This window comes from Photorhabdus asymbiotica, assembly GCF_003634575.1.
Taxonomy (GTDB): domain Bacteria; phylum Pseudomonadota; class Gammaproteobacteria; order Enterobacterales; family Enterobacteriaceae; genus Photorhabdus; species Photorhabdus asymbiotica.
On record NZ_RBLJ01000004.1, the window covers coordinates 370540 to 392568 of the forward strand.

Here is a 22029-nt window from a genome sequence, read left to right on the forward strand (position 1 = left end):
TTTATTTTTAGGTAATGGATTCTTTAATAGAGATATTTAAAAACATTGTAAATAAAACAAAGTTCAATTCTATTACGTACATTGATTTTTTCTGCAATATGTCTTTTGTGAGAATATACTGTACTATTACTGATTTTTAGCTTTTGGGATATCTGGTAATTTGGAACCTCTTTCATCCAATAATTGATGATTTTATGTTCTTGTGGACTAAAAATAGAACAGCATTCATCAATTTTCTCCCGGTATTGCTGGATTTCTTGTAATGTTGTTTTACTCAATTTATTAAGTAAATAAGAAAGGTTTTTCTTTGTTAGAAGAAAAGCATTACTTTTCAATGTAATATAGTTATCACAGTAAGGATATGGATTATCGAGGTATATATAGATACGGGTATTATCTAAAAGGGTAACAAATTTATGTAAATTAGAGCAATAACTGGCATGGTGACAATAGTGAGTCAAGTTTGCTAAAACAATATCAGGAGAAAAACAATTTATAATATTTATAGCCTCATTAATTGAAGAAAATCCAACAATTTCAATATCTTCAATGCTATCATTTTTCTTTAAAAATTCACTGATACCTGAACGGGTATAATAGCATTCTTCAACTACTAAGATTTTCATTATTGTACATCCCTGTTCCTATTTGGCGGAGTTCACAATAAACGCCTTATCCATTAAGAGTCAACTCGGGAATTGCGATAATAAAACCAGCTTAATCCGAAGTTATTATTTAATGATATGGTATTTCAGATAAAATCGTTTAGATGAATTGATGTGTTTCAAACTGGACACCCATTTATTTGGGTGTCCGGGTTTGAGATTAGTGCTTAATATGATTCAGATCGTTGTATTCTGAGGATTCGATCTTTTCAATTCCTGCTTGGAGGATGTATATCAATTGCTTTGCAATGTCAGTTGTCAACCATAAAGTTCGGTCTACCATAACATGTTCTGGTGTTTGATCTTGGGAGGACAAGTAGTGAAGGCGTAACATCACTGCATCATACGTATCAACCGTACTGACATCCCAACCTACAACAGGATGCGTTTGAATAACTTCATCTTTACTGCCCATAAAACCTCCTAATCAGATCACTGCATTAATTATTAATATCATTGACTAAGAGCAAACTACCTCATTCTTGAATGAGTCATTATTAGTATATGCTTTTTAATGAAAGTAAGAAGGTTTTTTGTTAGGAATTATTATCTGGTTCGGTTGTGGGTTGATAACTATACAAATTAATGGGGATGATAGGTCATCCCCATGTGTATATTAGTCGTAGTTGGCTATTTTGACTTCCCAACGAGCATCTTCGCCAGCCAGAAACGGAATAAGCTTTTCATTGCCGCAGTCAATGTGTTCAGTGACTGTAGTAGATTTGCGAGTCAGCTCGACAAAACCTTCATTAATGGGTAATCCGTAAAATTTAGGGCCATTAAAAGAGCAGAAAGCTTCAAAATGCTGTAATGCGTTTATCTCTTCAAATACTGTTGCGTAAGCGGGTAATGCTGATGGGGCATTAAATACGCCAGCACAACCACAGGATGATTCTTTTCTGTGTTGTGCATGTGGTGCAGAATCTGTACCTAGGAAGAAACGATCACAGCCACTGGCGACGGCTGTGCGTAAAGCGTTTTGATGAACATTACGTTTCAGAATGGGCAGGCAATACAGGTTTGGACGGATACCACCAACTAACATGTGGTTGCGGTTGAACATTAAATGCTGTGGAGTTAATGTTGCGGCTAGATTGTCATCTCCTTCCAGTACATATTGCGCTGCTTCTTTAGTTGTTATGTGTTCAAACACGATTTTCAGTGAGGGAAATTGGTTACGTAATGGCTCCATGATTTGTTCAATAAAGCGGGCCTCACGGTCAAAAATATCAATATGAGAAGCCGTAACTTCGCCGTGGACGAGCAAAGGCATCCCCAATTTTTCCATAACGTCTAATAATGGATAAATGTTCTTAATATCAGATACACCGTGACTTGAATTGGTTGTTGCGTTGGCAGGGTAGAGCTTACAGGCCGTGAAAATTCCTTCTTTATAACCGGCCTCTATTTGGGAACTGTTGGTAGAATCAGTGAGGTAACAAGTCATAAGAGGCTGAAAATTATGCTCTTTAGGGATAGCTGCCAATATTCTGTCTCTATAAGCTTTGGCGCTGCCAATCTCTGTTATGGGAGAAAGCAGATTAGGCATGACGATAGCTCGGCCAAAATAGTGACTAGTATACGGAACGACGGTTTTTAGCATTTCACCATCACGGAAATGAATATGCCAGTCATCAGGGCGGCGGATTTTTATGGTGTATGGTTCAGTGGTCATGAAACCGGCTCCAGTTATTATGATAGGAAAGACAAGTGCTGAATTCAGCATATTCAAGCCGGGAACGGATAATAAAGTGAAATAGATTAAATAGCTATTAATGAATGTAACTTTCAGAGAAAATTCCATTCAAATCAACTAGATTAGGGTAATCAGAGGTAGGCTTCTTATAAAAAGGGAAGAACGAAATATGAGGGTAAAAGATATGAAGTTGGCTCCTCCAACTGGACTCGAACCAGTGACATACGGATTAACAGTCCGCCGTTCTACCGACTGAACTATGGAGGAACTCCTTCACAACGGGGCGCATATTAGCGGTATGTTTTTGCTTTGTCAAAGCATAAAACAAAAAATATGGTTTGTTTGCCGACAAACTGAACTTCTGGATCTGTTTTTGTACTGAATAATAGTTAATTGCTGGGATTGTATGCGATGAGCGTAGGTTGAATCGAATTATGATGTTGAGGATTGGTTTGTGAAATTAGTTTTGTAAATTAGAAAAGCAAAAAGCCCGCATCAAGCGGGCTTTTCATAATCTGGCTCCTCCAACTGGACTCGAACCAGTGACATACGGATTAACAGTCCGCCGTTCTACCGACTGAACTATGGAGGAATCGTTCCTGAGAACGAGGCGAATAATAGCTGGGTATTTTTGGCTTGTCAAAGGAGAAAAGTGAAAATTGAGTTTAATTGATTAACTGGTGTTCAAGATGGTGTTTTTTTACCATTTTTTAGTCAATCAGATTTACCAGGACAAGAAGTAAGAATACTAATTGATATTTATCTATGATAATTAGGTAGAGAAAATATTATCTATTATTTTATTTAGGGAATAATTGATTTGGGGTGTTAAATATATAATTAAAAATATTTTTAATTGATTTTTTAATGTTTTCTATAGATTAATTAATATTTTATACTAATTTTCCTATTTTATTTATTTTAACAGATCACTTATTGTCTTTTGATGTTTATTAGTGGTTTTACTCGTCTATAATTCTTAATTGAAAGAGTGATTAATTATTTGATCTCTCATTTGATAATTATAGTTTAAATGAAAGATATAAAAGAGTTTTTTATTGATAATAAGATTTTATCTGCTGCTAATATCTCAATATTTATATTTTATTAACTTGATAATAAATTTATATTCGCATATAAGATGCAATGAAGTAAATATTCGTTATTTAGAAAAAATATTGCCAAATGAAACTCACAAATATTAAAGCATTGAAAAAATTAATTTTTAAGGAGGTTAAGATAACTTTCCATATAAATGCAGTAAATAATATTCTACCAGAAAATAGTGACTGATTTTTTTGTGATTTTTATAAAAGATGAGGAAAAGTCATGAATTTTTTAATTAATACTGATGTAACTAACTGGGTTTCACATAAAGACTGGTTTAACGTTCCATTGCGACTATTTATAGTTCTAAAAGATGATGATGGCTCTGTACCATTAGATACTTATAAAAGTAAAATTGTAGTGAATGGCTTGAGCGAAGGCGAATATGAAATTGTAAATAACAATAATGTATTCGATCCTATTAGAAGAGCATCTGAAATTTTAGTAAAAATTAAGACAGATCAAAAAGTTAACGCTACAATTAAGTTTGTTGCTGAAGTGTCTGATGCTAATGGCAATGTGGTCGCGGAACCTGTTTTAGATCGATTCAAACTGAAGTCAGTGGGATTAGCAGCACCTATATATCCAGCAAATTATGATAATATAATTGATAGCAGTGATATAAAAGCAGGAGTTAAAGTACTTTTTGCTGATTCTAATATTTTGAAAAATCATGAAGTAAAATTTATTCTTGATAATACTATTGTATCTGTTCCAAGTATACAGGATAGCAATGATATCCGTAGTTTATCGGTAAAAAGTGATCTCCTTACTGGTGGTAAACACGAGAGTGTTTATTATACTATTAGTGAAAGCGGTAGCGCTAAATTTTCTACTATTCAACGCATAGTTGTAAAACTCGATGAAGATCCTGGAACAGTTCAGGTTCGCCGTGATCTGGAAGTACCTTATATTGATGAATACGATGAAACTAAAGGCCGGCCAATTGGTGAGAGTATTATTGAATATGACATCAATATTATGGTCAAAGATGCTAAACTTAAAGGTAAGGAGTTAAGAAAAGGTACAGTTCATGTAAGAGGTTATTCTGATAATAATCAGGATACAGGAGAGCTAGTATTAAAAATAGAATCTTTAGTGGTTGGTGAAGATAATGTTGTCCGGTTGGGTGTAATTAATCCTGAAACAAATGCCGATGGCCAGCCAGGTGGAATTGATTTCTTTAATTATATAGGTAATGGTCAGGTAATAATTCATTACGAAATAGCATTTGTTGGCGAGGTAAATATACTGCATAAATCTAAAGAGAGAGTTTATAAAGTAGTTTTGGATTAATCACTCAGACGCCCAAAATGCGTGTTCTACAAGCCAAAATAAAAAAGCCCAATTTTCATTGGGCTTTTTTACAGACTTATCTGCCTGATAGTACCAGAGATTTTTTTAGCATCTCCAGACTTGAATTTGGCTCCTCCAACTGGACTCGAACCAGTGACATACGGATTAACAGTCCGCCGTTCTACCGACTGAACTATGGAGGAATCATTCCTGAGAACGGGGCGAATATTAGCGATGAACTGAGACACTGTCAACGCAAAAGTCTTACTATTTTATTGTTTGTTCGTCATATGAGCATATTGTGTTATAACTGTGCTATTTTATTGAAATTGAGTCTTTTTATTCATCATCGTCAGTGGTGTTGCTTTGTCTGACTGTTCAGAAAATGCCATTATGTAAACATCATAAAAATGTATTTCACCTTTCAGTTTCATAATACGTTTGATTTCATCTTTTATTGTTAGTGGGACATGAGGATGAGAAAAGATCTCTTCGAGAGCATCGTCTGATATTTTTTCGCTGGCGAACCACTCACCGTTATAGCACACCCGTAGATCAAGCACGCCAATATCATCAAACCGATATACAGGTTTGATTTCAAATAGCAGAACAGTAGTCATAACAATGAAGAGAACAGTAAAACCTAGTAGTGAAAATAAACCAAAGTATGGGGCGAACCAGATAAGTACAGCGAGAAATAGATAGGAGACGAGCATAGCCAGGCAAAGGTAAGGGTGGTTGCTGAGAAACTGGCTGTTAAAGCGAGGTTTGCCATCACGCTGTTCTTCAATGTTGATTCGTTCAAGGTCCTGAATCAGTATCTGTTTAATGATATTCATATATTAACCTGATTAGATGAAGAAAAAGTGGAATGTTTTCATAGTTATTGGTTCTTAAGGTTAGCATGAGGGAAACGATCTTACGTAGATCAGTTGTTTTATTTTAATCTGTGATCTGTTATTGACTGAGATTAATCCTAACGCTTTCATTAAGATAATAGTTGAATAAATCAAAAAAATTTATAACTCGTTTATTTTACTTGTTGTATTATTGCGCTAATAGTGAGCATAGACGTGTTTTTTAAAACATGAATGCATAAAAAGGTTGCTATTCCTTTTCTATCATGCGTTAATGCTGCCGGCCTGATAAACAGACCTACTTTATGTACGACATCTTGAGTTAATGAGTTATGTGTAAGTGTTATCCTCAGATAGCCTTTGTTGACGCGTTTCCTTCTTAGTGCCTCCATAAGTAATAGCTGATAACTGGCCAATACATGCCCATGGTGGCAAAATTTTTTTGATATATAGGAAAGTCACAATGTCTGACAAAATGAAAGGTCAAGTGAAGTGGTTCAACGAGTCTAAAGGCTTCGGTTTCATCACCCCAGCTGACGGTAGCAAAGACGTATTCGTTCACTTCTCTGCCATTCAGGGTAACGGTTTCAAAACTTTGGCAGAAGGCCAGAACGTAGAATTCACCATTGAAAGTGGTGCTAAAGGCCCAGCGGCAGCAAATGTAACTGCTATCTGATTGCCTGAATGATTTTTAAGTCCGTCGCTATTTTTGTAGTGGTGGACTTTTTCTTTGGTCATGGCAATATCTTTCTTTACTTATTAATTACTCTTGATTATACTCCGTGCAAATTTTATTGGAGAAATTATCATTGGACAGTCAAAGTTTTCGATTAAATAAAAAATAAAACGGCAAGCTGTTCATTTCCTCCCGATTTGCTGCTTGCCAAACAAGGCGGGCGGTACCACTCAAAATATCTGAGCTGTACTTACCTAAAAAAATAGTATTATCCGGTACTCGGTAGGGTAACGGGAGATAGTATATCGGATTTTTTATTATGCTGCTGTATCTTCACACTTTATTACCTCCAGGTATGTTCAGAAAATAATGCTGAATTAAACATTCGGTACAAATTTCTGTGTGCAAAATAAATGCACATGATTATTTATCCATTTAGTTATATGGAGAATGTCATGTTAATAACTCCTTTTGTCTTTCATTTATTATCAGCCATGTGTTTTGGTGCGTTAATTGGCGCTGAGCGTCAATGGCGTCAGCGTATGGCAGGTTTAAGAACAAATGCATTAGTTGCGACTGGTGCTGCAGTTTTTATCCTTAGTTCAATAACAACTTCACCAGATAGTGCAGGTCGTATTGCTGCTCAGGTTGTTTCAGGTATTGGTTTCTTGGGTGCGGGCGTCATTATGCGAGAAGGTATGAATATCCGTGGATTAAATACCGCAGCAACTTTGTGGTGTTCTGCTGGAATTGGTGTGTTATGTGGCCTTGGGCAATATTGGCTGGCCGCGATGGCGACGGTTATTATTCTTTGTGCGAATATATTGTTACGTGAAGCGGCTCAACGTATTAATTTACATCCCAGGCAGCAGACTGCTGATTTGATACAGTGCTATAGAATTCACGTAGTATGTGACAGTAATGATGGAATTCTGGTTAGAACTTTAGTACTACAAGCTCTAAATGGAGTGGCAGTGAGACTACAATCACTCAGCTTCACTGATATGATTCAACCTGGAAAACTTGAGGTGTGCATTGAAGTATTAGCAACATCGACTGAGCAAAAAGAGGTAGAAGCGATTGTTAGTCGCATGAGTCTGGAAAAGAGTGTTAGTTCAATAAACTGGAAAATCTCATCGGAACTACAAGTCTGAGAGTCTATTTATGTAGAACAACAATTATGTTTGATGAATTACCTTTCGTCATATGAAACAGATAAGGCGTTGCCAATGAGGTGTTTTCTCAGTTAGGCAACGCATAATTAAGAAACTATTTAGAATTGTTTTCTTAACTAAGAATACCTTACGAGCAAAGCGGCAGAGTCTGTGATTAAGACAACAGTGATTAAGGGCCGCTTTGCAAATCTCATCCCTAAATACCTATCAAATGTCTTGAGTCGGGCAATATAATGTTCTTGCTACCATCTGAGTAAAATGTCAGTTCAGTTGATTATAAATGCAGCATTTTTTGTTTTAGTAATTGTCGTCGGGTTGGCTGCTGAAACGTTGTGGATGATTATCATTTTCAAATCAGACTCAGTTATGGTGAGTTTGATATGGCGATTATGTGTGGATACAGAAAAATTGATGAGTTGATATTTTGTTCGGTGTCGGTTACTTATTCCTGTTTAGGATCTTTAGAAGAAATATCAATTAACCTGCAAAGGCATCGTAGAAGAAATGATCTAAGTTTGTTCTCATATAAGAGTAAAATAGATAATAATTCTGCTTGATGAAGAATGTTGTGAAAAAATAATGGCACTGGCTAATGGTTACTATCAGGCAAGATTTCAGAGTATTAATTTTTAGCAGTTCGATATTTATCCTATGATAAAGTGAGAACGTTTGTTGCTTTTTGGTGAGAAAGATTAGTGATATTACAAGGGTTACTAACTTTTCTTGATCTGATAGAAAAGAGAGCAGTTTCTGCTATTTCTGCATTAGGGAGAATGGGGTGATAGCAAAAGTTCTTACCGAAGATAGTTCTGCCATTACTGTCATAATTTGTCATGATCTAGGATTAGATTCCGAAGCTATTTTGGCAACCCAACAGATTGAGCCGATGTGTACTGAAATCCTGAAAAATGAAATGGGAATACGATCGATATTTAACAAACTGTGTATTGTAAGAATTCTGCATTATAAAAGAACCGGCATACAGTTAGTTTCTTTGATGATAACGTTAATTGATACTGTGGTATTGAGATACACTGATGTTGGAATTTTTGTTAGCACAAGTACAGATATATCAAAAAAAGTAATGGGCATTGCTTGACTTGATAAAAATCTGAGTCTGTTAGACACACAGGATAGTTAAGGGAAGATTGACGGATAGAAATATCATCAACTACTTGAATATAACGGTAAGTTCATACTTTAGTAATGTTTTTTCAGTGTTGTTTACTGATATTTTTATTCTATTCTGGTCGATAGAGAATATTCATTTACTAGTACAACATCTGATATGTGGTATTTTGTCATTTTTTTCATTGAGATAAAATGGATAGAATGCTCCTGATAAAATTCCATAAATGAGGTTTTAAAAATGCTAGATGTTTTATATTTTTTGTAAATCTAGTTTGTTTTATTTTTAGTGTGTCGATATATATCTCTGTTTGTTTTTTATTTTTTAGAATAAAATATTAATAATCATGTTGTATTTATGCAAAGTTAGTGCATTAAATGGCTATTTTTCCAGGTTCTTATTGTGTATAGAGGGAGTGTCTTTTATCTAAACCGTAACCGCATTTCTCGTGTTATTGATTGCATAATTGATAATGATTCTCGATATCTATATTCCTTTCTCTTGGTTTGAAGAACTAGTGGATATGGAGTTTTTGCTCCGAGAATATTTTCTGTGATGAGATGGAAACTGTAATTAGTTGTTGCATTCTTTGCCATGTTTGATAAACAGTTATAATTGTTTGAAAAATTAGCATTACTATTTATATGGGAAAATAAATTTCTCCTCAAAATCGTATTTACTTCATCTTTTTCATAAAAATATTATAGTATTTTTATTATTGATAATTTTATCTTGGTAAGAAATAGCATTGAATTTTATTTTATCACCCTATTGTTATCGGTCATTTTTATAATGAGCATGAATTAATTATTTTATCTATAATAATGATTTTAAAGATGGTACCTATAATATACATTAATAAAAACCTTATTTGTATTATTTGCACGGATAAATAGCATTTTTGGGATGAGAGTCGTAAATATTATATGAAATAATGAAAAATAGAAAAAATGTCTTTTAGTATTTAATTTAATTTGTATCATAAGGATATGAACTCTGAAATGACTTGAGTTTTTTATATGAAAATTAATGTGTGAATTATATTTTTTTTGAATTATATAAGGAGTCGTGATGCCATTTATAATTAGTATTTAATATGGTTATATATTTATGTGGTTTGAAAGTCTTTATTTCTATCATTTTATGCTTTAATAAAGTTTTAAAGCAAGTTGTAGGTTAATAAGTGATCTTAAATTCATTTAAAAGACCTAATGTTTTTAAAATATATATACGCGTTATGTGTAAATTTGACTAATGAGTCATTATGAAAAATGAAAATTAAAGGTGAAAAGTATAAAGTAATTAACGAAGTTATTTTGCGTGTTATTATATTATGAAACCTGATATTTTGATAAGTTTTTTTAATGTTTTTATCTGGTGGTTGAGCGATAATGAGTCAAAATAGACTGATTTTTAGGATTATCTGTATGCTAGATATTGGTTACTATGTCAGCAATAAAATACTGTTGTAGTTGTTTTTTTATGCATTATCTTACTGTATTTTATGCTATTTTTGTATGGTTAGTGTTATCGGTACATAATGGTACGCATTTTTAGATAGACCTTGAGATTAAAAAAAGAACAAATCTAAACTAAAAGTGATCATACCAGTATCTTTTTTGTAACTAAATTTTACATAAATTTAATCAGTTTCATTGTGTCAGTGGAGATATCAGATCTCAGAATAAGATTATTGTTTATACTTACTACTCAAAGATAAAACTGCCTTTTCAATCGATTGTTTGACTAAGGGTAGGATTTTTTATCGTTTTTTTAAATTTATAAGTTTAATAGATCGTATAAAACCAAAAAATATATCTAATATTTTTATTTAGATAATTTAACTTATTAAAATCGAGATTTCGGATTTTATTTAATTGTTTGAATGGTTAGTGAGCAATCCATCGATTAAATGCATATTAAAAGCCTTTGTTTTTGTGAGTCATGTCACATAGTATTTAAAATGGCGTTCTATTTACGTTGTATAAGTTGATGATTCAGGAGTAAAGTTGTCTTGCATTAAGAATATTCTTAATCGACAGTAAAAAATGTTATATCAGGTAATGCAATAATACTTTTGCAACTCACTACCGTAATATTTTTGAAGTTGGACGAATCAAAAGTAATACAAGGGATGGTTACTACTCTGACTAAGCCTGTATATTTTAGTTATGTAAGAGATTATTAATCCCTAAGCTATTTTAGGAATTTTGTCACGAGTGGTTTTTCGAACACTTAACTGATTTTTTAATGTAATCGGACGGGATAGAGAAATGAGTACGGTTGAATTGCTCAAACATATTTATGACATAAATTTATCGTATCTGCTTTTAGCTCAGCGATTAATTAACCATGAAAAAGCATCCGCGATGTTCCGTTTAGGTATTAGTGATTCTATGGCTGATACGTTGTCTGAATTGACATTACCTCAGTTGGTAAAGCTCGCCGAGACTAATCAATTAGTCTGCAATTTTCGGTTCGAAGACAGTGAAACTATTCAGCAGCTTACCAGAGAATCTCGGGTAGATGATTTACAACAAATACACACAGGCATTTTGTTATCTAGTCATTTATTTCAGCAGTTATCTTCGAAAGACGATACTTCAGTGAAGAAAAGAGCATAGAGATGACCGGGAAAAGTATAGTTCAAGAAGCTAAGGATATACAGCTTGCGATGGAACTCATCACTTTGGGCGCACGGTTACAAATGCTTGAAAGTGAAACACAACTGAGCAGAGGGCGATTAATTAAGCTTTATAAAGAATTGAGGGGAAGTCCTCCGCCCAAAGGAATGTTACCTTTTTCAACAGATTGGTTTATGACTTGGGAACAGAATATTCACTCATCAATGTTCTACAATGCCTATCGTTTTTTACTCAAGAGTGGTTATTGTGATGGTGTAGAGGCAGTTGTTAAAGCTTATCGGCTCTATCTTGAACAATGTCCTCCTGTTGAAGGAGATGCACCTGTCTTGGCACTGACTCGTGCCTGGACTCTGGTACGTTTTGTAGACAGTGGTATGTTGCAACCTTCACAATGCCGTACTTGTGGAGGAACTTTTATTACTCATGCTCATCAACCTGTAAATAGCTTTGTTTGTAGCCTTTGCCAACCACCATCACGTGCAGTAAAAAAACGTAAACTTTCTTCTCAATCTGCCGATACTAATTCACAACTGCTGGATGGACTTGCTCAGCGCGCAATGTGAATTTAAATGGGAATTTGTTCCTACAGGTTACGGACTTATATTTTTCTTCCTGTAACCTGTATTGAAATTGCCGCCATTCTGAATTCTCAAACTGTTCAACTTCCCATCCGCTCACCAACTTAGCTAAAGGATATCGCGTGTTAGTACTTTTAGGATATATCGTAGTTTTTGGTGCGGTAATCGGTGGTTACCTGATTGTAGGTGGTCATTTGGGCGCACTTTATCAACCCGCTGAATTTTTAATTATCACTGGTGCTGGTATCGGTGCTTTCATTGTTGGTAACAACGGAAAAGCGATTAAGGCAACATTGCGTGTTTTGCCCAAAGTCATGCGGAGATCCAAATATAACAAAGTGATGTATATGGATCTGATGGCTTTGCTTTTCCGATTGTTAGCCAAATCCCGCCAACATGGTGTTTTGGCGTTAGAACGAGATATCGAACATCCTCAGCAGAGTGATATTTTCACCCAGTATCCGCGTTTGCTTAAGGACAAGCATTTGATGGATTTTATCACCGATTACATGCGGTTGATTGTGAGCGGCAATATGAATCCTCACGAAATTGAAGCTTTGATGGATGAAGAAATTGAAACTTATGAGCAGGAAAGTGAGATCCCAGCAACCAGTCTTATGATGGTTGGTGATTCACTTCCTGCTTTTGGCATTGTTGCTGCTGTGATGGGAGTTGTTAATGCTTTGGGTTCGGCGGATCGTCCGGCAGGAGAACTTGGTGCATTGATTGCCCATGCAATGGTTGGAACATTCCTTGGTATTTTGTTGGCATATGGCTTTATTTCTCCACTTGCAACGCTTTTACGCCAGCGCAGCGGTGAACACATCAAAATGATGCAATGCATTAAAGTAACGTTATTGTCAAGCTTGAATGGTTATGCGCCTCAGATTGCGGTTGAGTTCGGTCGTAAGACCTTATATCTCACAGATCGCCCTTCTTTCACTGAATTGGAAGAACATGTTCGTCGGGTGAAAGCGCCTATCCAGCAAGAAGCTGAAGAGCAAATATGAGGGCACGAAACGTCTCTGTCATTAAGGTAAAAAGACGTAAAAGGAATGACATCAAGCATCATGGTGGTTCATGGAAAATTGCCTATGCTGACTTTATGACTGCGATGATGGCATTTTTTCTGGTTATGTGGTTACTGGCAATTTCTAGCCCGCAGGAATTGACCCGCATTGCAGAATATTTTCGTACTCCATTGCAAGTTGCAATAAATAAAGGGGAACGTAGTAGCGATAGCTCTAATCCTATTCCAGGGGGAGGGTTGGATGTGCTTTATCAGGAAGGCGATACTCTTCGTCAGGTTGAAGTTGTTGAAGCTAACGATGACGCTCGCAGATTGAACAGATTGCGTGAGCAACTCGATCAGTTAATTATTACTGATCCCCGTCTTAAAGCATTACGTCCACATTTGCTAATTGACATGATGGATGAGGGGTTACGCATCCAGATTATAGACCGGGAAAATCGGCCAATGTTTATGATTGGTAGTGCAAAAGTTGAAAGTTATATGAGCGATATTTTGCGAGCGATTGCGCCCATCTTGAACGATATTCCAAATAAAATCAGCCTGTCCGGTCATACAGACGACTTGAAATATGCTAATGGCGAGCGTGGCTACAGTAACTGGGAACTATCCGCGGATCGTGCAAATGCGTCAAGGAGAGAGTTGTTGATAGGTGGACTGGATGAAGAAAAAATACTGCGAGTTGTCGGTATGGCTTCAACGGTTCGTCTAAAGCAGGAAGATGCGAGTTCACCCGTTAACCGTCGTATAAGTATTCTAGTACTCAATAAGCAAGCGGAAAAGCAGATTGAACAGGAAAACACCGGCAGCAATTCCTTGATTATTAATGATAGTAAGGAAATTAACGAGGTGATAGGAAAAGATTCGGCTGAGAGTGGGTCATCACAACAATCCAACAAAATCACAATATTGGCTCAACCAATATCACCGGGTGCTGAGCCTCATCGTGATACCGATTAAGGTAACAAAGTAACAATGGATATTACCGCGTTTTATCAGACCTTTTTTGATGAAGCAGATGAATTGCTTGAGGATATGGAGCAGCATTTATTGCAGCTCGATCCAAATGCGCCAGATCAAGAACAATTGAATGCTATTTTTCGTAGTGCACACTCAATAAAAGGTGGGGCTGCGACTTTTGGTTTTATTAAACTACAGCAAACTACGCATGTTCTGGAAAATTTGTTAGACAGTGCCAGACGAGATGAAATGAGTCTGACAACTGACATTATCAACTTGTTTTTGGAAGCCAAAGATATTATGCAGCAACAGTTGGATGCCTATAAAAGTTCTCAGGAACCGGATGAAAGTACTTTTACCTACATCTGTGAGACATTGCGCCAGCTTGCATTGGAAGTACAGAAAGAAAATGAAGGTGAGGTTGAGCCCGCCGTATCTGTGACGACATCGCAGCTACCTGAATCCGAACCAGAATTAAAACCAGAGCCTGCTGCGACTAAAAGCCAACAAGGTAGAATCCGAGTTCATCTTTCTGGTCTAAAAGAGCGCGAAGTTTCTTTAATGCTAGAGGAACTGGGTAATCTAGGGGAGGTTTATGATGCGGAACAGACTCGAGATAGTGTTGAAGCATCATTGGTAACATCAGCCACAGAAGATGACATTACGGCAGTACTCTGTTTTGTCATTGAACCGGAGCAGATAACTTTCTTGCCAGTCGCTGAACTCAAAAAAGCTGAAGTTAAAAATACAGACACAGCTGAAGCCAAATCTACTGAACCGGAAAAAAATTCTACACTGCCTGTCGGGCGTCCTGCACCTGTGCCACCAGCTGGTTCACCACGTCAACGTGCCGAATCTTCCAGTATTCGGGTTGCAGTTGAGAAGGTTGATCAGCTTATAAACTTGGTTGGTGAATTAGTTATTACCCAATCTATGTTGGCACAGCATTGCAACGATCTTGAACCGACTTCACATGGTGATTTGTTGAATTGTATGGTTCAACTACAGCGAAATTCCAGAGACTTGCAAGAGTCTGTTATGTCTATCCGCATGATGCCAATGGAATATGTATTTAGCCGCTACCCTCGTTTAGTCAGGGATCTTGCGGGCAAACTGAATAAAAAGGTGGATCTGACTTTGGTTGGCAGTTCTACTGAACTGGATAAGAGTTTAATTGAGCGCATTATTGATCCGTTGACCCATCTGGTCCGTAACAGCCTTGATCATGGTATTGAAGAACCTGAAATTCGACTCGCTTCAGGCAAACCTGAAACGGGCAACCTGACCCTTTCTGCTGAGCATCAGGGGGGAAATATCTGTATCGAAGTTGTTGATGATGGTGCTGGCTTAAATCGTGAAAAGATTCTAGCTAAAGCAATGTCACAAGGGTTGTCAGTGAGTGAAAACATGAGTAACGAAGAGGTTGCTATGTTGATTTTCGCTCCCGGTTTTTCCACTGCTGAAGTTGTGACAGATGTATCTGGTCGCGGTGTGGGCATGGACGTGGTTAAGCGAAATATTCAAGAAATGGGTGGACAAATCCAAATTAGTTTCCAGGCCGGTAAAGGGACAGTTACACGGATTCTGTTACCTCTAACATTGGCAATCCTTGATGGTATGTCAGTGAAAGTCAACGAGGAAGTGTTTATTTTGCCATTAAGTGCAGTAGTGAGTTCTCTTCAGCCACAGGAAGAAGATATTTATCCACTGGCTGGTGATGAAAAATTACTGCATGTGAGAGGAGAATATTTGCCACTGATTAAGTTATACCGGGTTTTTGATATTCCTGATGCGAAGACAGATCCGACGAAAGGAATTGTTGTGATTGTACAAAGTGCGGGTCGGCGTTATGCCTTACTGGTTGATCAGTTAGTTGGACAGCATCAGGTAGTTGTGAAAAATATCGAAAGTAACTACCGCAAAATACCGGGGATCTCTGCTGCTACAATTATGGGAGATGGTAGTGTGGCGCTGATTATTGATGTTTCTGCATTGCAGCAACTTAACCATGACCAATTGGCGGTCAGTAAAGCTGAATTATTAGAAAAAAATAAGCACTAAGTGGGGCTTGCCTCCATAGAAAAATAGTCAATCTCACAGTAAAAGGTAAGATCATGTCGGCCATAGAAGCTTTTAATAAATTGTCAGGAGAAACTGCCGGAGAAGGATATCTGGTTTTTACCTTGGGTGATGAAGAGTATGGTATTGAAATACTCAAAGTGCAGGAAATCCGTGGCTATGATCAGGTCACTCGTATTGCGAATACGCCTGCGTTCATTAAAGGAATAACCAATCTACGCGGTGTTATTGTTCCTATTATTGATTTGAGAATTAAATTTGCTCAAGAAACGGTTACCTATAATGATAATACCGTTGTAATTGTTTTGAATCTATTAAACCGCGTGGTCGGCATTGTTGTTGATGGTGTTTCAGATGTCTTATCGCTCAAAGCTGAACAAATATGCCCGGCTCCAGAATTTGCAGTGACATTGTCTACTGAGTATCTGACTGGTTTGGGTTCACTTGATGATCGCATGCTGATTCTGGTGGATATTGAGAAGCTGCTTAACAGTGAAGAGATGGCTCTGGTAGATTCTGTGGCTAAAAACTAATCATTAAATATGGCTGCCGTCATCGACAGATGGCAGCTATTTTTTGTCTGTATTCCCGTAAATGCCAAATCAGAAAAAATATTCAAATTTCTTTTAATTAAATAATAAAGTTTTCTTTGGTGATGCCGATAACAGACCCATGCTGATCTATTGTAAAAAGGGAAAACATGTTTAACCGAATGAAAATAGTGACCGGACTGATGGCGGTCATCATATTATTTGGTGCTCTGCAATTTATATCCGGGGGACTTTTCTTCCATGAGTTGAAAAGTAACAAAGAAAATCTAGAAATACTGGATAAGATGCGGGAACAGCAGACATTTTTGAATGACACTTGGGTTAATTTGTTACAGGCCCGTAACAGTTTAAACCGTGCTGGCATTCGTTACATGATGAAAAAAGATGAGGGTGTCGATAATTACTACACGTTGGAGCAGTTACTGACTGATGCCAGAAGTAACCTTTCTATTGCAGAGCAGCGTTTTGAACAATACGAACAGACCGCTAAATTGCCTATTCATGAAACAGAAAGTCTGAATCGTCTTAGAAAAGCTTATGATGTTTATATTTCGGCGCTTCATGATCTCATTGTCCTGATTGAACATGATCGGGCAGTCGAATTTTTCAATCAGCCAACTAGCAAATATCAGAGTGCTTTTGAGGAAGAATATAATTTCTATCTGACTCAAAACGATCATCTCTATTCCGATGTGGTATTTGATGCCGGCATATCCTACAGAAATGCGATGATTATGCTGGGTATTATCATGCTGATTCTGGTTTCAGCCATGATTTTCAGCTGGGTTGGTATCAAGCATAGTTTACTGAATCCATTAAATAAATTGCTGGAGAATATCAAAGCGCTTTCTACCGGTGATTTGACACAGAATATTGCGATTTCAGGCAGAAATGAGATGAGTATGTTAGCTGTTGGCCTGAAGCATATGCAGAAAGAGTTCATCAACACGGTGAGTAGTGTTCGTCAGAGCAGTGAAAGTATTTATGACGGAACCAGTGAAATTGCTGCCGGAAATAATGATCTTTCTTCACGCACGGAAGAGCAGGTTGCTTCTTTGGAAGAAACGGCAGCAAGCATGGAGCAACTGACAGCAACAGTAAAACAGAATGCTGAAAATGCTCGTCAGGCAAGTAACCTGGCTGATAGTGCTTCTGAGATTGCCCGTCAGGGCGGGAAAGTCGTAGCGAATGTTGTGCAGACAATGCATGAAATAGCTGGGAGTTCACAGAAAATTTCTGATATTACCAGTGTTATTGATGCTATTGCGTTCCAGACTAACATTCTGGCGCTTAATGCTGCGGTAGAAGCAGCGCGTGCGGGTGAACATGGACGAGGTTTTGCGGTTGTTGCAGGGGAAGTTCGTAACCTTGCACAGCGTAGCGCTGAAGCAGCAAAAGAAATTAAAGCATTAATAGAAGATTCAGTTAGCCGTGCGGATACGGGTTCTGTTCTGGTTGAAAGTGCTGGTGAAACAATGAACAACATTGTCAGTTCAGTAACCCGCGTAACTGACATTATGGGTGAAATTGCATCTGCTTCAGATGAACAAAGCAGAGGGATAACTCAGGTTGGCTTGGCGATTTCTGAAATGGATCGTGTAACACAGCAAAATGCTTCTTTAGTTGAGCAGTCAGCGGCTGCTGCTGCTGCATTGGAAGATCAAGCAGCTGGATTGAAGAAGCTGGTTTCTCTATTCCAATTACCGAATCTTGACGATAAACCTCAGCCTGAAACAAAAACTGAGCATTTACCTGTGGTCAAAACTCTTCCTGTTAAATCGAATTCACCTGTATTGAAAAAAGTCAGTAACGTGGAAGAACAGTCTAATTGGGAAACATTTTAAAACACTAAGCGATAGCTACGGCTGCATATGCAGCCGTTAACAGAGGTGATTACATGTTGGGCAGGCTTCGTATATCAACCAGTTTATATCTGTTACTGATGATGTTTTGTTTAATGCAGATAATCTCAAGTGGTTTATCTCTTGGAATAATTCACACAGATCAGGCTTATATCGAACGGATTGATCTGGGGACGCAGAAAAGAGATTCATTAGGATTGAGCTGGGCAGCTTTGCTGCAATCGCGTAATACACTTAATAGAATTGCCGTAGGCAAAACACTACAGCAATCTGAGGATCATATTAGTGGTATGGTCGCTAATGTCAGAGAAACGCTGGATAAGGCTGAGATGCATTTTGCAGAGTTTATTTCTTTGCCTAAATTAAATGAGGAAGATGGCAGCAGTGTATTACTGGCATCAGTGGAAACCAGCTACAAGGAATATATAAAAGCACTTAGGGAACTTTCGGTTTTCTTAGAAAAGGGTAATTATGATGCTTTTTTAGATCAGCCGACAGAAAAATATCAGCAGCAACTGGAATCTGATTTCAACCATTATATGCAGTACATTGGCGAAGAGATTACTACCGCCGTCCAAGATGGTCGATTTTATTATCAAATCGCAACTGCCATGTTTGCGGGCGCGATCCTAATGGTATTGGTGGTTGCCTGGGCGGCTCATTGGTGGTTAAAAAGAAATCTTCTCAGGCCATTCGCCAATATGCGTAGTCACTTCCAGCATGTTGCAGAAGGGAAGTTAAACAAAGAAGTTGCTGTTTTCACTAATGATGAAATTGGTGAAGTATTCCTCAAATTGCGTGATATGCAGCATTCACTGGTTAATTCCATTACCTTGATTAAAGAGAATACTAACCTGATGTATAGCGGTATTCAGGAAATTACTCAGGGTAATACCGATCTCTCTTCTCGTACCGAAGAACAAGCTGCATCACTGGAAGAAACAGCCGCCAGTATGGAACAATTGACTGCAACGGTAAAACAAAATGCTGAAAATGCACGTCAGGCTAGTGAATTGGCAGTATCTGCATCGAAAACAGCCTCTAAAGGTGGTGAATTGACAGCAGGTGTTGTCGAGACGATGGATGAAATTGCTAACAGTTCGCAGAAAATCAGTGCAATTATCAGTGTTATTGATGGCATTGCATTCCAGACTAACATCCTGGCACTTAATGCGGCGGTAGAAGCTGCGCGGGCAGGCGAACAAGGTCGTGGCTTCTCTGTTGTTGCTGGCGAAGTGAGGGATCTTGCACAGCGAAGTGCTGAAGCAGCGAAAGAAATTAAGACATTAATTAGTGAATCAGTTCAGCGGGTAAGCCAAGGTTCTGAGCTGGTTAGCCATGCAGGGAAAACCATGAATGAATTGGTGACTTCAGTAAATCAGGTCACAGATCTCATGGCCGAAATTGCTGCGGCATCCGATGAACAGAGTCGGGGTATTCATCAAGTGGCCCAAGCTGTTACCCAGATGGATCAGGTTACTCAGCAGAATGCAGCATTGGTCGAACAGTCAGCTGCGGCAGCAGCGGCGCTTGAAGATCAAGCTGATATTCTGGTGAAAACTGTAGCGCAATTTGAGTTACCCAATAATTCAGAAAACAAGCTTGAAAATGAACTTGCACGGACGCTGAGATCTGCGGATAGCGAAGGGGCAGTCAGTCAGACTCGCTGAGGCCAGATGAAATCAAATTTAATTGCTTCAGCGGCAAGCTTGCCGTCTCCACCGCTGAGTCACATGATTCAGCGCTATACCATGTCAGATGCGCATTTTGAGCGCATCTGCCAGTTTATATATCAACGTGCGGGTATTGTGCTCGCTGCACATAAACGGGAGATGGTTTACAACCGTTTAATTCGGCGCTTACGTACACTTGGCATCCGTGATTTTGGTCAATATCTATTCATTCTTGAAAACGATCTTGATAGTGATGAGTGGCAGGAATTTATCAATGCATTGACGACTAACCTGACGGCTTTTTTCAGGGAAGCTCATCATTTCCCTTTGTTAGCCAAGCATGCGAGTAAAAAAAATGGATCGTACCGGGTATGGAGTGCGGCAGCATCTACGGGACAAGAACCGTACTCAATTGCGATGACACTGAGTGATGTATTAGGGCCTCGTTTTCACCGGGTAAAGATTATTGCCAGTGATATTGATACCAATGTATTGGAGAAAGCGCGTAAAGGTGTTTATCGTCTGGATGAATTGCGTCAGCTAACCGATCAACAGAGGAAACGTTACTTTTTTAAAGGCACTGGCTCTTATGAAGGTTATGCCCGAGTCCGGCCGCAGATTGCTGACATGGTGACATTCCAACACCTCAATTTGTTGGATGCCAATTGGCCGCTCGAAGGTAAATTTGATGCCATATTTTGTCGTAACGTAATGATTTATTTTGATAAAAAGACGCAGGAACGGATACTGCATCATTTTGTTACTTTATTAAAACCCGATGGATTGCTCTTTGCCGGGCATTCCGAAAATGTCACTCAAATCAGCCGGGAATTCTACTTGCAAGGACAGACCGTTTACGGTGTAGGCCAGGCAAGGAGAGGTCATGAATAAAATTACTGTTCTTTGTGTCGATGATTCAGCGCTTATGCGACAAATCATGCGAGAGATCATCAATAGCCATCCGGATATGGAGGTAGTGGCTTGTGCGCCAGATCCACTGGTGGCTCGTGATCTCATTAAAAAACATAACCCACAGGTGTTAACGTTAGATGTCGAAATGCCACGCATGGATGGTATTGATTTTTTGGAAAAATTAATGCGTTTACGGCCAATGCCTGTGGTTATGATTTCTTCTCTAACTGCTAAAGGTTCTGAAATCACATTAAGAGCATTAGAACTTGGTGCTGTTGATTTTATAACCAAACCCCAATTGGGTATTCGTGAAGGGATGCTGGCTTACAGTGAACTTATTGCAGAAAAAGTGCGGACAGCCGCGCAGGCTAAATTGTCTGTGCAAATAACCCCACCGGCAGATTCTGCTCCTTTAAGTTTTAAGCCTCTGTTATCCAGCGAAAAACTGATTGCAGTAGGGGCTTCTACGGGAGGAACGGAAGCAATAAAGAGTTTGTTGCAACCATTACCTGTAACCAGCCCAGCACTGCTTATTACTCAACATATGCCACCTGGTTTTACCCGCTCTTTTGCTGAACGACTGAATAAACTTAGCCAAATTACGGTAAAAGAAGCTGAAAACGGCGAGCGAATTTTGCCAGGGCATGCGTACATTGCTCCGGGTGATCGTCATATGGAACTGTGTCGTAATGGTGCTGATTATCAGGTTTTGATCACTGATGCACCGGCTGTTAATCGTCATCGTCCGTCTGTAGATGTATTGTTCCGATCCGTCGCTAAATTTGCGGGAAGGAATGCTGTTGGTGTACTGCTGACAGGAATGGGCAGTGACGGTGCAGCGGGATTGCTGGAAATGAAGCAAGCCGGAGCGTACACGTTAGCTCAGGATGAAGCAAGTTGTGTCGTATTTGGTATGCCAAGGGCGGCAATACAGCTGGGAGCTGTGGATGAGGTCATGGATATACTCAAAATGAGTAAGAGAATGCTGGCAAAAATAAGCTCGGGGCAGGCTGTTCGTATTTAATGACAGTCGTATATATCTAATAGATTTCGAGTTGCAGCGCGACGGCAAGTGAACGAATCCCCAGGAGCATAGATAACTCTGTGACTGGGGTGAGAGAAAGCAGCCAACAAAGCA

Annotated in this window: 18 protein-coding genes and 3 tRNA genes; 14 read left to right on the forward strand and 7 right to left on the reverse strand. The window is 38.3% G+C overall.

Annotation, left to right across the window (positions count from 1 at the left end):
• Positions 1-23: 23 nt before the first annotated feature.
• From BDD30_RS17485 to BDD30_RS17505, 5 genes are all read right to left on the reverse strand, one after another.
• Positions 24-626, reverse strand: coding sequence for a response regulator transcription factor (locus BDD30_RS17485; RefSeq protein ID WP_015834834.1), 603 nt, complete (start codon positions 624-626; stop codon positions 24-26).
• Positions 627-825: 199 nt separating this feature from the next.
• Complete coding sequence (bssS, locus tag BDD30_RS17490; RefSeq protein ID WP_015834833.1) at positions 826-1080, reverse strand: biofilm formation regulator BssS; 255 nt, start codon at positions 1078-1080, stop codon at positions 826-828.
• Positions 1081-1281: 201 nt separating this feature from the next.
• Complete coding sequence (pyrC, locus tag BDD30_RS17495; RefSeq protein WP_041382864.1) at positions 1282-2340, reverse strand: dihydroorotase; 1059 nt, start codon at positions 2338-2340, stop codon at positions 1282-1284.
• A gap of 212 nt (positions 2341-2552) precedes the next feature.
• Positions 2553-2628: transfer RNA gene (locus tag BDD30_RS17500), tRNA-Asn, on the reverse strand.
• 249 nt (positions 2629-2877) lie between these two features.
• A tRNA-Asn gene (locus BDD30_RS17505) sits at positions 2878-2953 on the reverse strand.
• Positions 2954-3690: 737 nt separating this feature from the next.
• Here BDD30_RS17505 and BDD30_RS17510 point away from each other — a divergent pair.
• On the forward strand, positions 3691-4764 hold the full coding sequence (locus tag BDD30_RS17510; RefSeq protein ID WP_015834831.1) for a hypothetical protein: 1074 nt from the start codon (positions 3691-3693) through the stop codon (positions 4762-4764).
• Positions 4765-4891: 127 nt separating this feature from the next.
• Here the strand turns inward: BDD30_RS17510 and BDD30_RS17515 are convergent.
• Both BDD30_RS17515 and BDD30_RS17520 read right to left on the reverse strand, forming a co-directional pair.
• Positions 4892-4967 (reverse strand) — tRNA-Asn (locus tag BDD30_RS17515).
• A gap of 117 nt (positions 4968-5084) precedes the next feature.
• Positions 5085-5603, reverse strand: coding sequence for a YlaC family protein (locus tag BDD30_RS17520; protein WP_015834830.1), 519 nt, complete (start codon positions 5601-5603; stop codon positions 5085-5087).
• Between the two features lie 481 nt (positions 5604-6084).
• On the opposite strand from BDD30_RS17520, the gene cspE reads away from it, so the two are divergent.
• From cspE to BDD30_RS17585, 13 genes are all read left to right on the forward strand, one after another.
• The gene (gene cspE, locus BDD30_RS17525; RefSeq protein WP_015834829.1) at positions 6085-6297 is read left to right on the forward strand and encodes a transcription antiterminator/RNA stability regulator CspE; all 213 of its coding nucleotides are present in this window, start codon (positions 6085-6087) and stop codon (positions 6295-6297) included.
• A gap of 455 nt (positions 6298-6752) precedes the next feature.
• A complete protein-coding gene (locus tag BDD30_RS17530) occupies positions 6753-7451 on the forward strand; it encodes an MgtC family protein (RefSeq protein WP_041382020.1) in 699 nt (232 codons plus the stop codon).
• A gap of 799 nt (positions 7452-8250) precedes the next feature.
• On the forward strand, positions 8251-8571 hold the full coding sequence (locus BDD30_RS17535; RefSeq protein ID WP_015834826.1) for a hypothetical protein: 321 nt from the start codon (positions 8251-8253) through the stop codon (positions 8569-8571).
• A gap of 2303 nt (positions 8572-10874) precedes the next feature.
• Positions 10875-11225, forward strand: a complete 351-nt coding sequence (flhD, locus tag BDD30_RS17540) for a flagellar transcriptional regulator FlhD (RefSeq protein ID WP_015834825.1) — start codon at positions 10875-10877, stop codon at positions 11223-11225.
• A 2-nt stretch (positions 11226-11227) separates the two neighbouring features.
• Positions 11228-11809, forward strand: a complete 582-nt coding sequence (gene flhC, locus BDD30_RS17545) for a flagellar transcriptional regulator FlhC (RefSeq protein WP_015834824.1) — start codon at positions 11228-11230, stop codon at positions 11807-11809.
• A gap of 137 nt (positions 11810-11946) precedes the next feature.
• Positions 11947-12834 carry a flagellar motor stator protein MotA gene (motA, locus tag BDD30_RS17550; protein ID WP_015834823.1) on the forward strand — a complete coding sequence of 296 codons (888 nt, stop codon included), beginning with the start codon at positions 11947-11949 and terminating at the stop codon, positions 12832-12834.
• Entirely contained in the window at positions 12831-13814 is a 984-nt protein-coding gene (motB, locus tag BDD30_RS17555) for a flagellar motor protein MotB (RefSeq protein ID WP_015834822.1), read from the forward strand. Before motA ends, motB begins: the two co-directional genes overlap by 4 nt.
• Before the next feature lie 15 nt (positions 13815-13829).
• A complete protein-coding gene (cheA, locus tag BDD30_RS17560; protein WP_015834821.1) occupies positions 13830-15875 on the forward strand; it encodes a chemotaxis protein CheA in 2046 nt (681 codons plus the stop codon).
• A 53-nt stretch (positions 15876-15928) separates the two neighbouring features.
• Entirely contained in the window at positions 15929-16426 is a 498-nt protein-coding gene (gene cheW / locus BDD30_RS17565) for a chemotaxis protein CheW (protein WP_015834820.1), read from the forward strand.
• Between the two features lie 167 nt (positions 16427-16593).
• Complete coding sequence (locus BDD30_RS17570; RefSeq protein ID WP_015834819.1) at positions 16594-18288, forward strand: methyl-accepting chemotaxis protein; 1695 nt, start codon at positions 16594-16596, stop codon at positions 18286-18288.
• Positions 18289-18341: 53 nt separating this feature from the next.
• Positions 18342-19976 (forward strand): methyl-accepting chemotaxis protein, encoded by a 1635-nt coding sequence (locus tag BDD30_RS17575; protein WP_015834818.1) that lies wholly within the window; start codon positions 18342-18344, stop codon positions 19974-19976.
• 6 nt (positions 19977-19982) lie between these two features.
• Complete coding sequence (gene cheR / locus BDD30_RS17580; protein WP_041382016.1) at positions 19983-20870, forward strand: protein-glutamate O-methyltransferase CheR; 888 nt, start codon at positions 19983-19985, stop codon at positions 20868-20870.
• The gene (locus tag BDD30_RS17585; protein WP_041382014.1) at positions 20863-21915 is read left to right on the forward strand and encodes a protein-glutamate methylesterase/protein-glutamine glutaminase; all 1053 of its coding nucleotides are present in this window, start codon (positions 20863-20865) and stop codon (positions 21913-21915) included. Before cheR ends, BDD30_RS17585 begins: the two co-directional genes overlap by 8 nt.
• Positions 21916-22029 lie beyond the last annotated feature (114 nt).

What these genes read in the sequence shown, in the direction of transcription:
- BDD30_RS17485 (WP_015834834.1), bottom strand. Translation starts at nt 626, where the DNA reads ATGAAAATCTTAGTAGTTGAAGAATGCTATTATACCCGTTCAGGTATC.
- bssS (WP_015834833.1), bottom strand. Translation starts at nt 1,080, where the DNA reads ATGGGCAGTAAAGATGAAGTTATTCAAACGCATCCTGTTGTAGGTTGG.
- pyrC (WP_041382864.1), bottom strand. Translation starts at nt 2,340, where the DNA reads ATGACCACTGAACCATACACCATAAAAATCCGCCGCCCTGATGACTGG.
- BDD30_RS17510 (WP_015834831.1), top strand. Translation starts at nt 3,691, where the DNA reads ATGAATTTTTTAATTAATACTGATGTAACTAACTGGGTTTCACATAAA.
- BDD30_RS17520 (WP_015834830.1), bottom strand. Translation starts at nt 5,603, where the DNA reads ATGAATATCATTAAACAGATACTGATTCAGGACCTTGAACGAATCAAC.
- cspE (WP_015834829.1), top strand. Translation starts at nt 6,085, where the DNA reads ATGTCTGACAAAATGAAAGGTCAAGTGAAGTGGTTCAACGAGTCTAAA.
- BDD30_RS17530 (WP_041382020.1), top strand. Translation starts at nt 6,753, where the DNA reads ATGTTAATAACTCCTTTTGTCTTTCATTTATTATCAGCCATGTGTTTT.
- flhD (WP_015834825.1), top strand. Translation starts at nt 10,875, where the DNA reads ATGAGTACGGTTGAATTGCTCAAACATATTTATGACATAAATTTATCG.
- flhC (WP_015834824.1), top strand. Translation starts at nt 11,228, where the DNA reads ATGACCGGGAAAAGTATAGTTCAAGAAGCTAAGGATATACAGCTTGCG.
- motB (WP_015834822.1), top strand. Translation starts at nt 12,831, where the DNA reads ATGAGGGCACGAAACGTCTCTGTCATTAAGGTAAAAAGACGTAAAAGG.
- cheA (WP_015834821.1), top strand. Translation starts at nt 13,830, where the DNA reads ATGGATATTACCGCGTTTTATCAGACCTTTTTTGATGAAGCAGATGAA.
- cheW (WP_015834820.1), top strand. Translation starts at nt 15,929, where the DNA reads ATGTCGGCCATAGAAGCTTTTAATAAATTGTCAGGAGAAACTGCCGGA.
- BDD30_RS17570 (WP_015834819.1), top strand. Translation starts at nt 16,594, where the DNA reads ATGTTTAACCGAATGAAAATAGTGACCGGACTGATGGCGGTCATCATA.
- BDD30_RS17575 (WP_015834818.1), top strand. Translation starts at nt 18,342, where the DNA reads ATGTTGGGCAGGCTTCGTATATCAACCAGTTTATATCTGTTACTGATG.
- cheR (WP_041382016.1), top strand. Translation starts at nt 19,983, where the DNA reads ATGAAATCAAATTTAATTGCTTCAGCGGCAAGCTTGCCGTCTCCACCG.
- BDD30_RS17585 (WP_041382014.1), top strand. Translation starts at nt 20,863, where the DNA reads ATGAATAAAATTACTGTTCTTTGTGTCGATGATTCAGCGCTTATGCGA.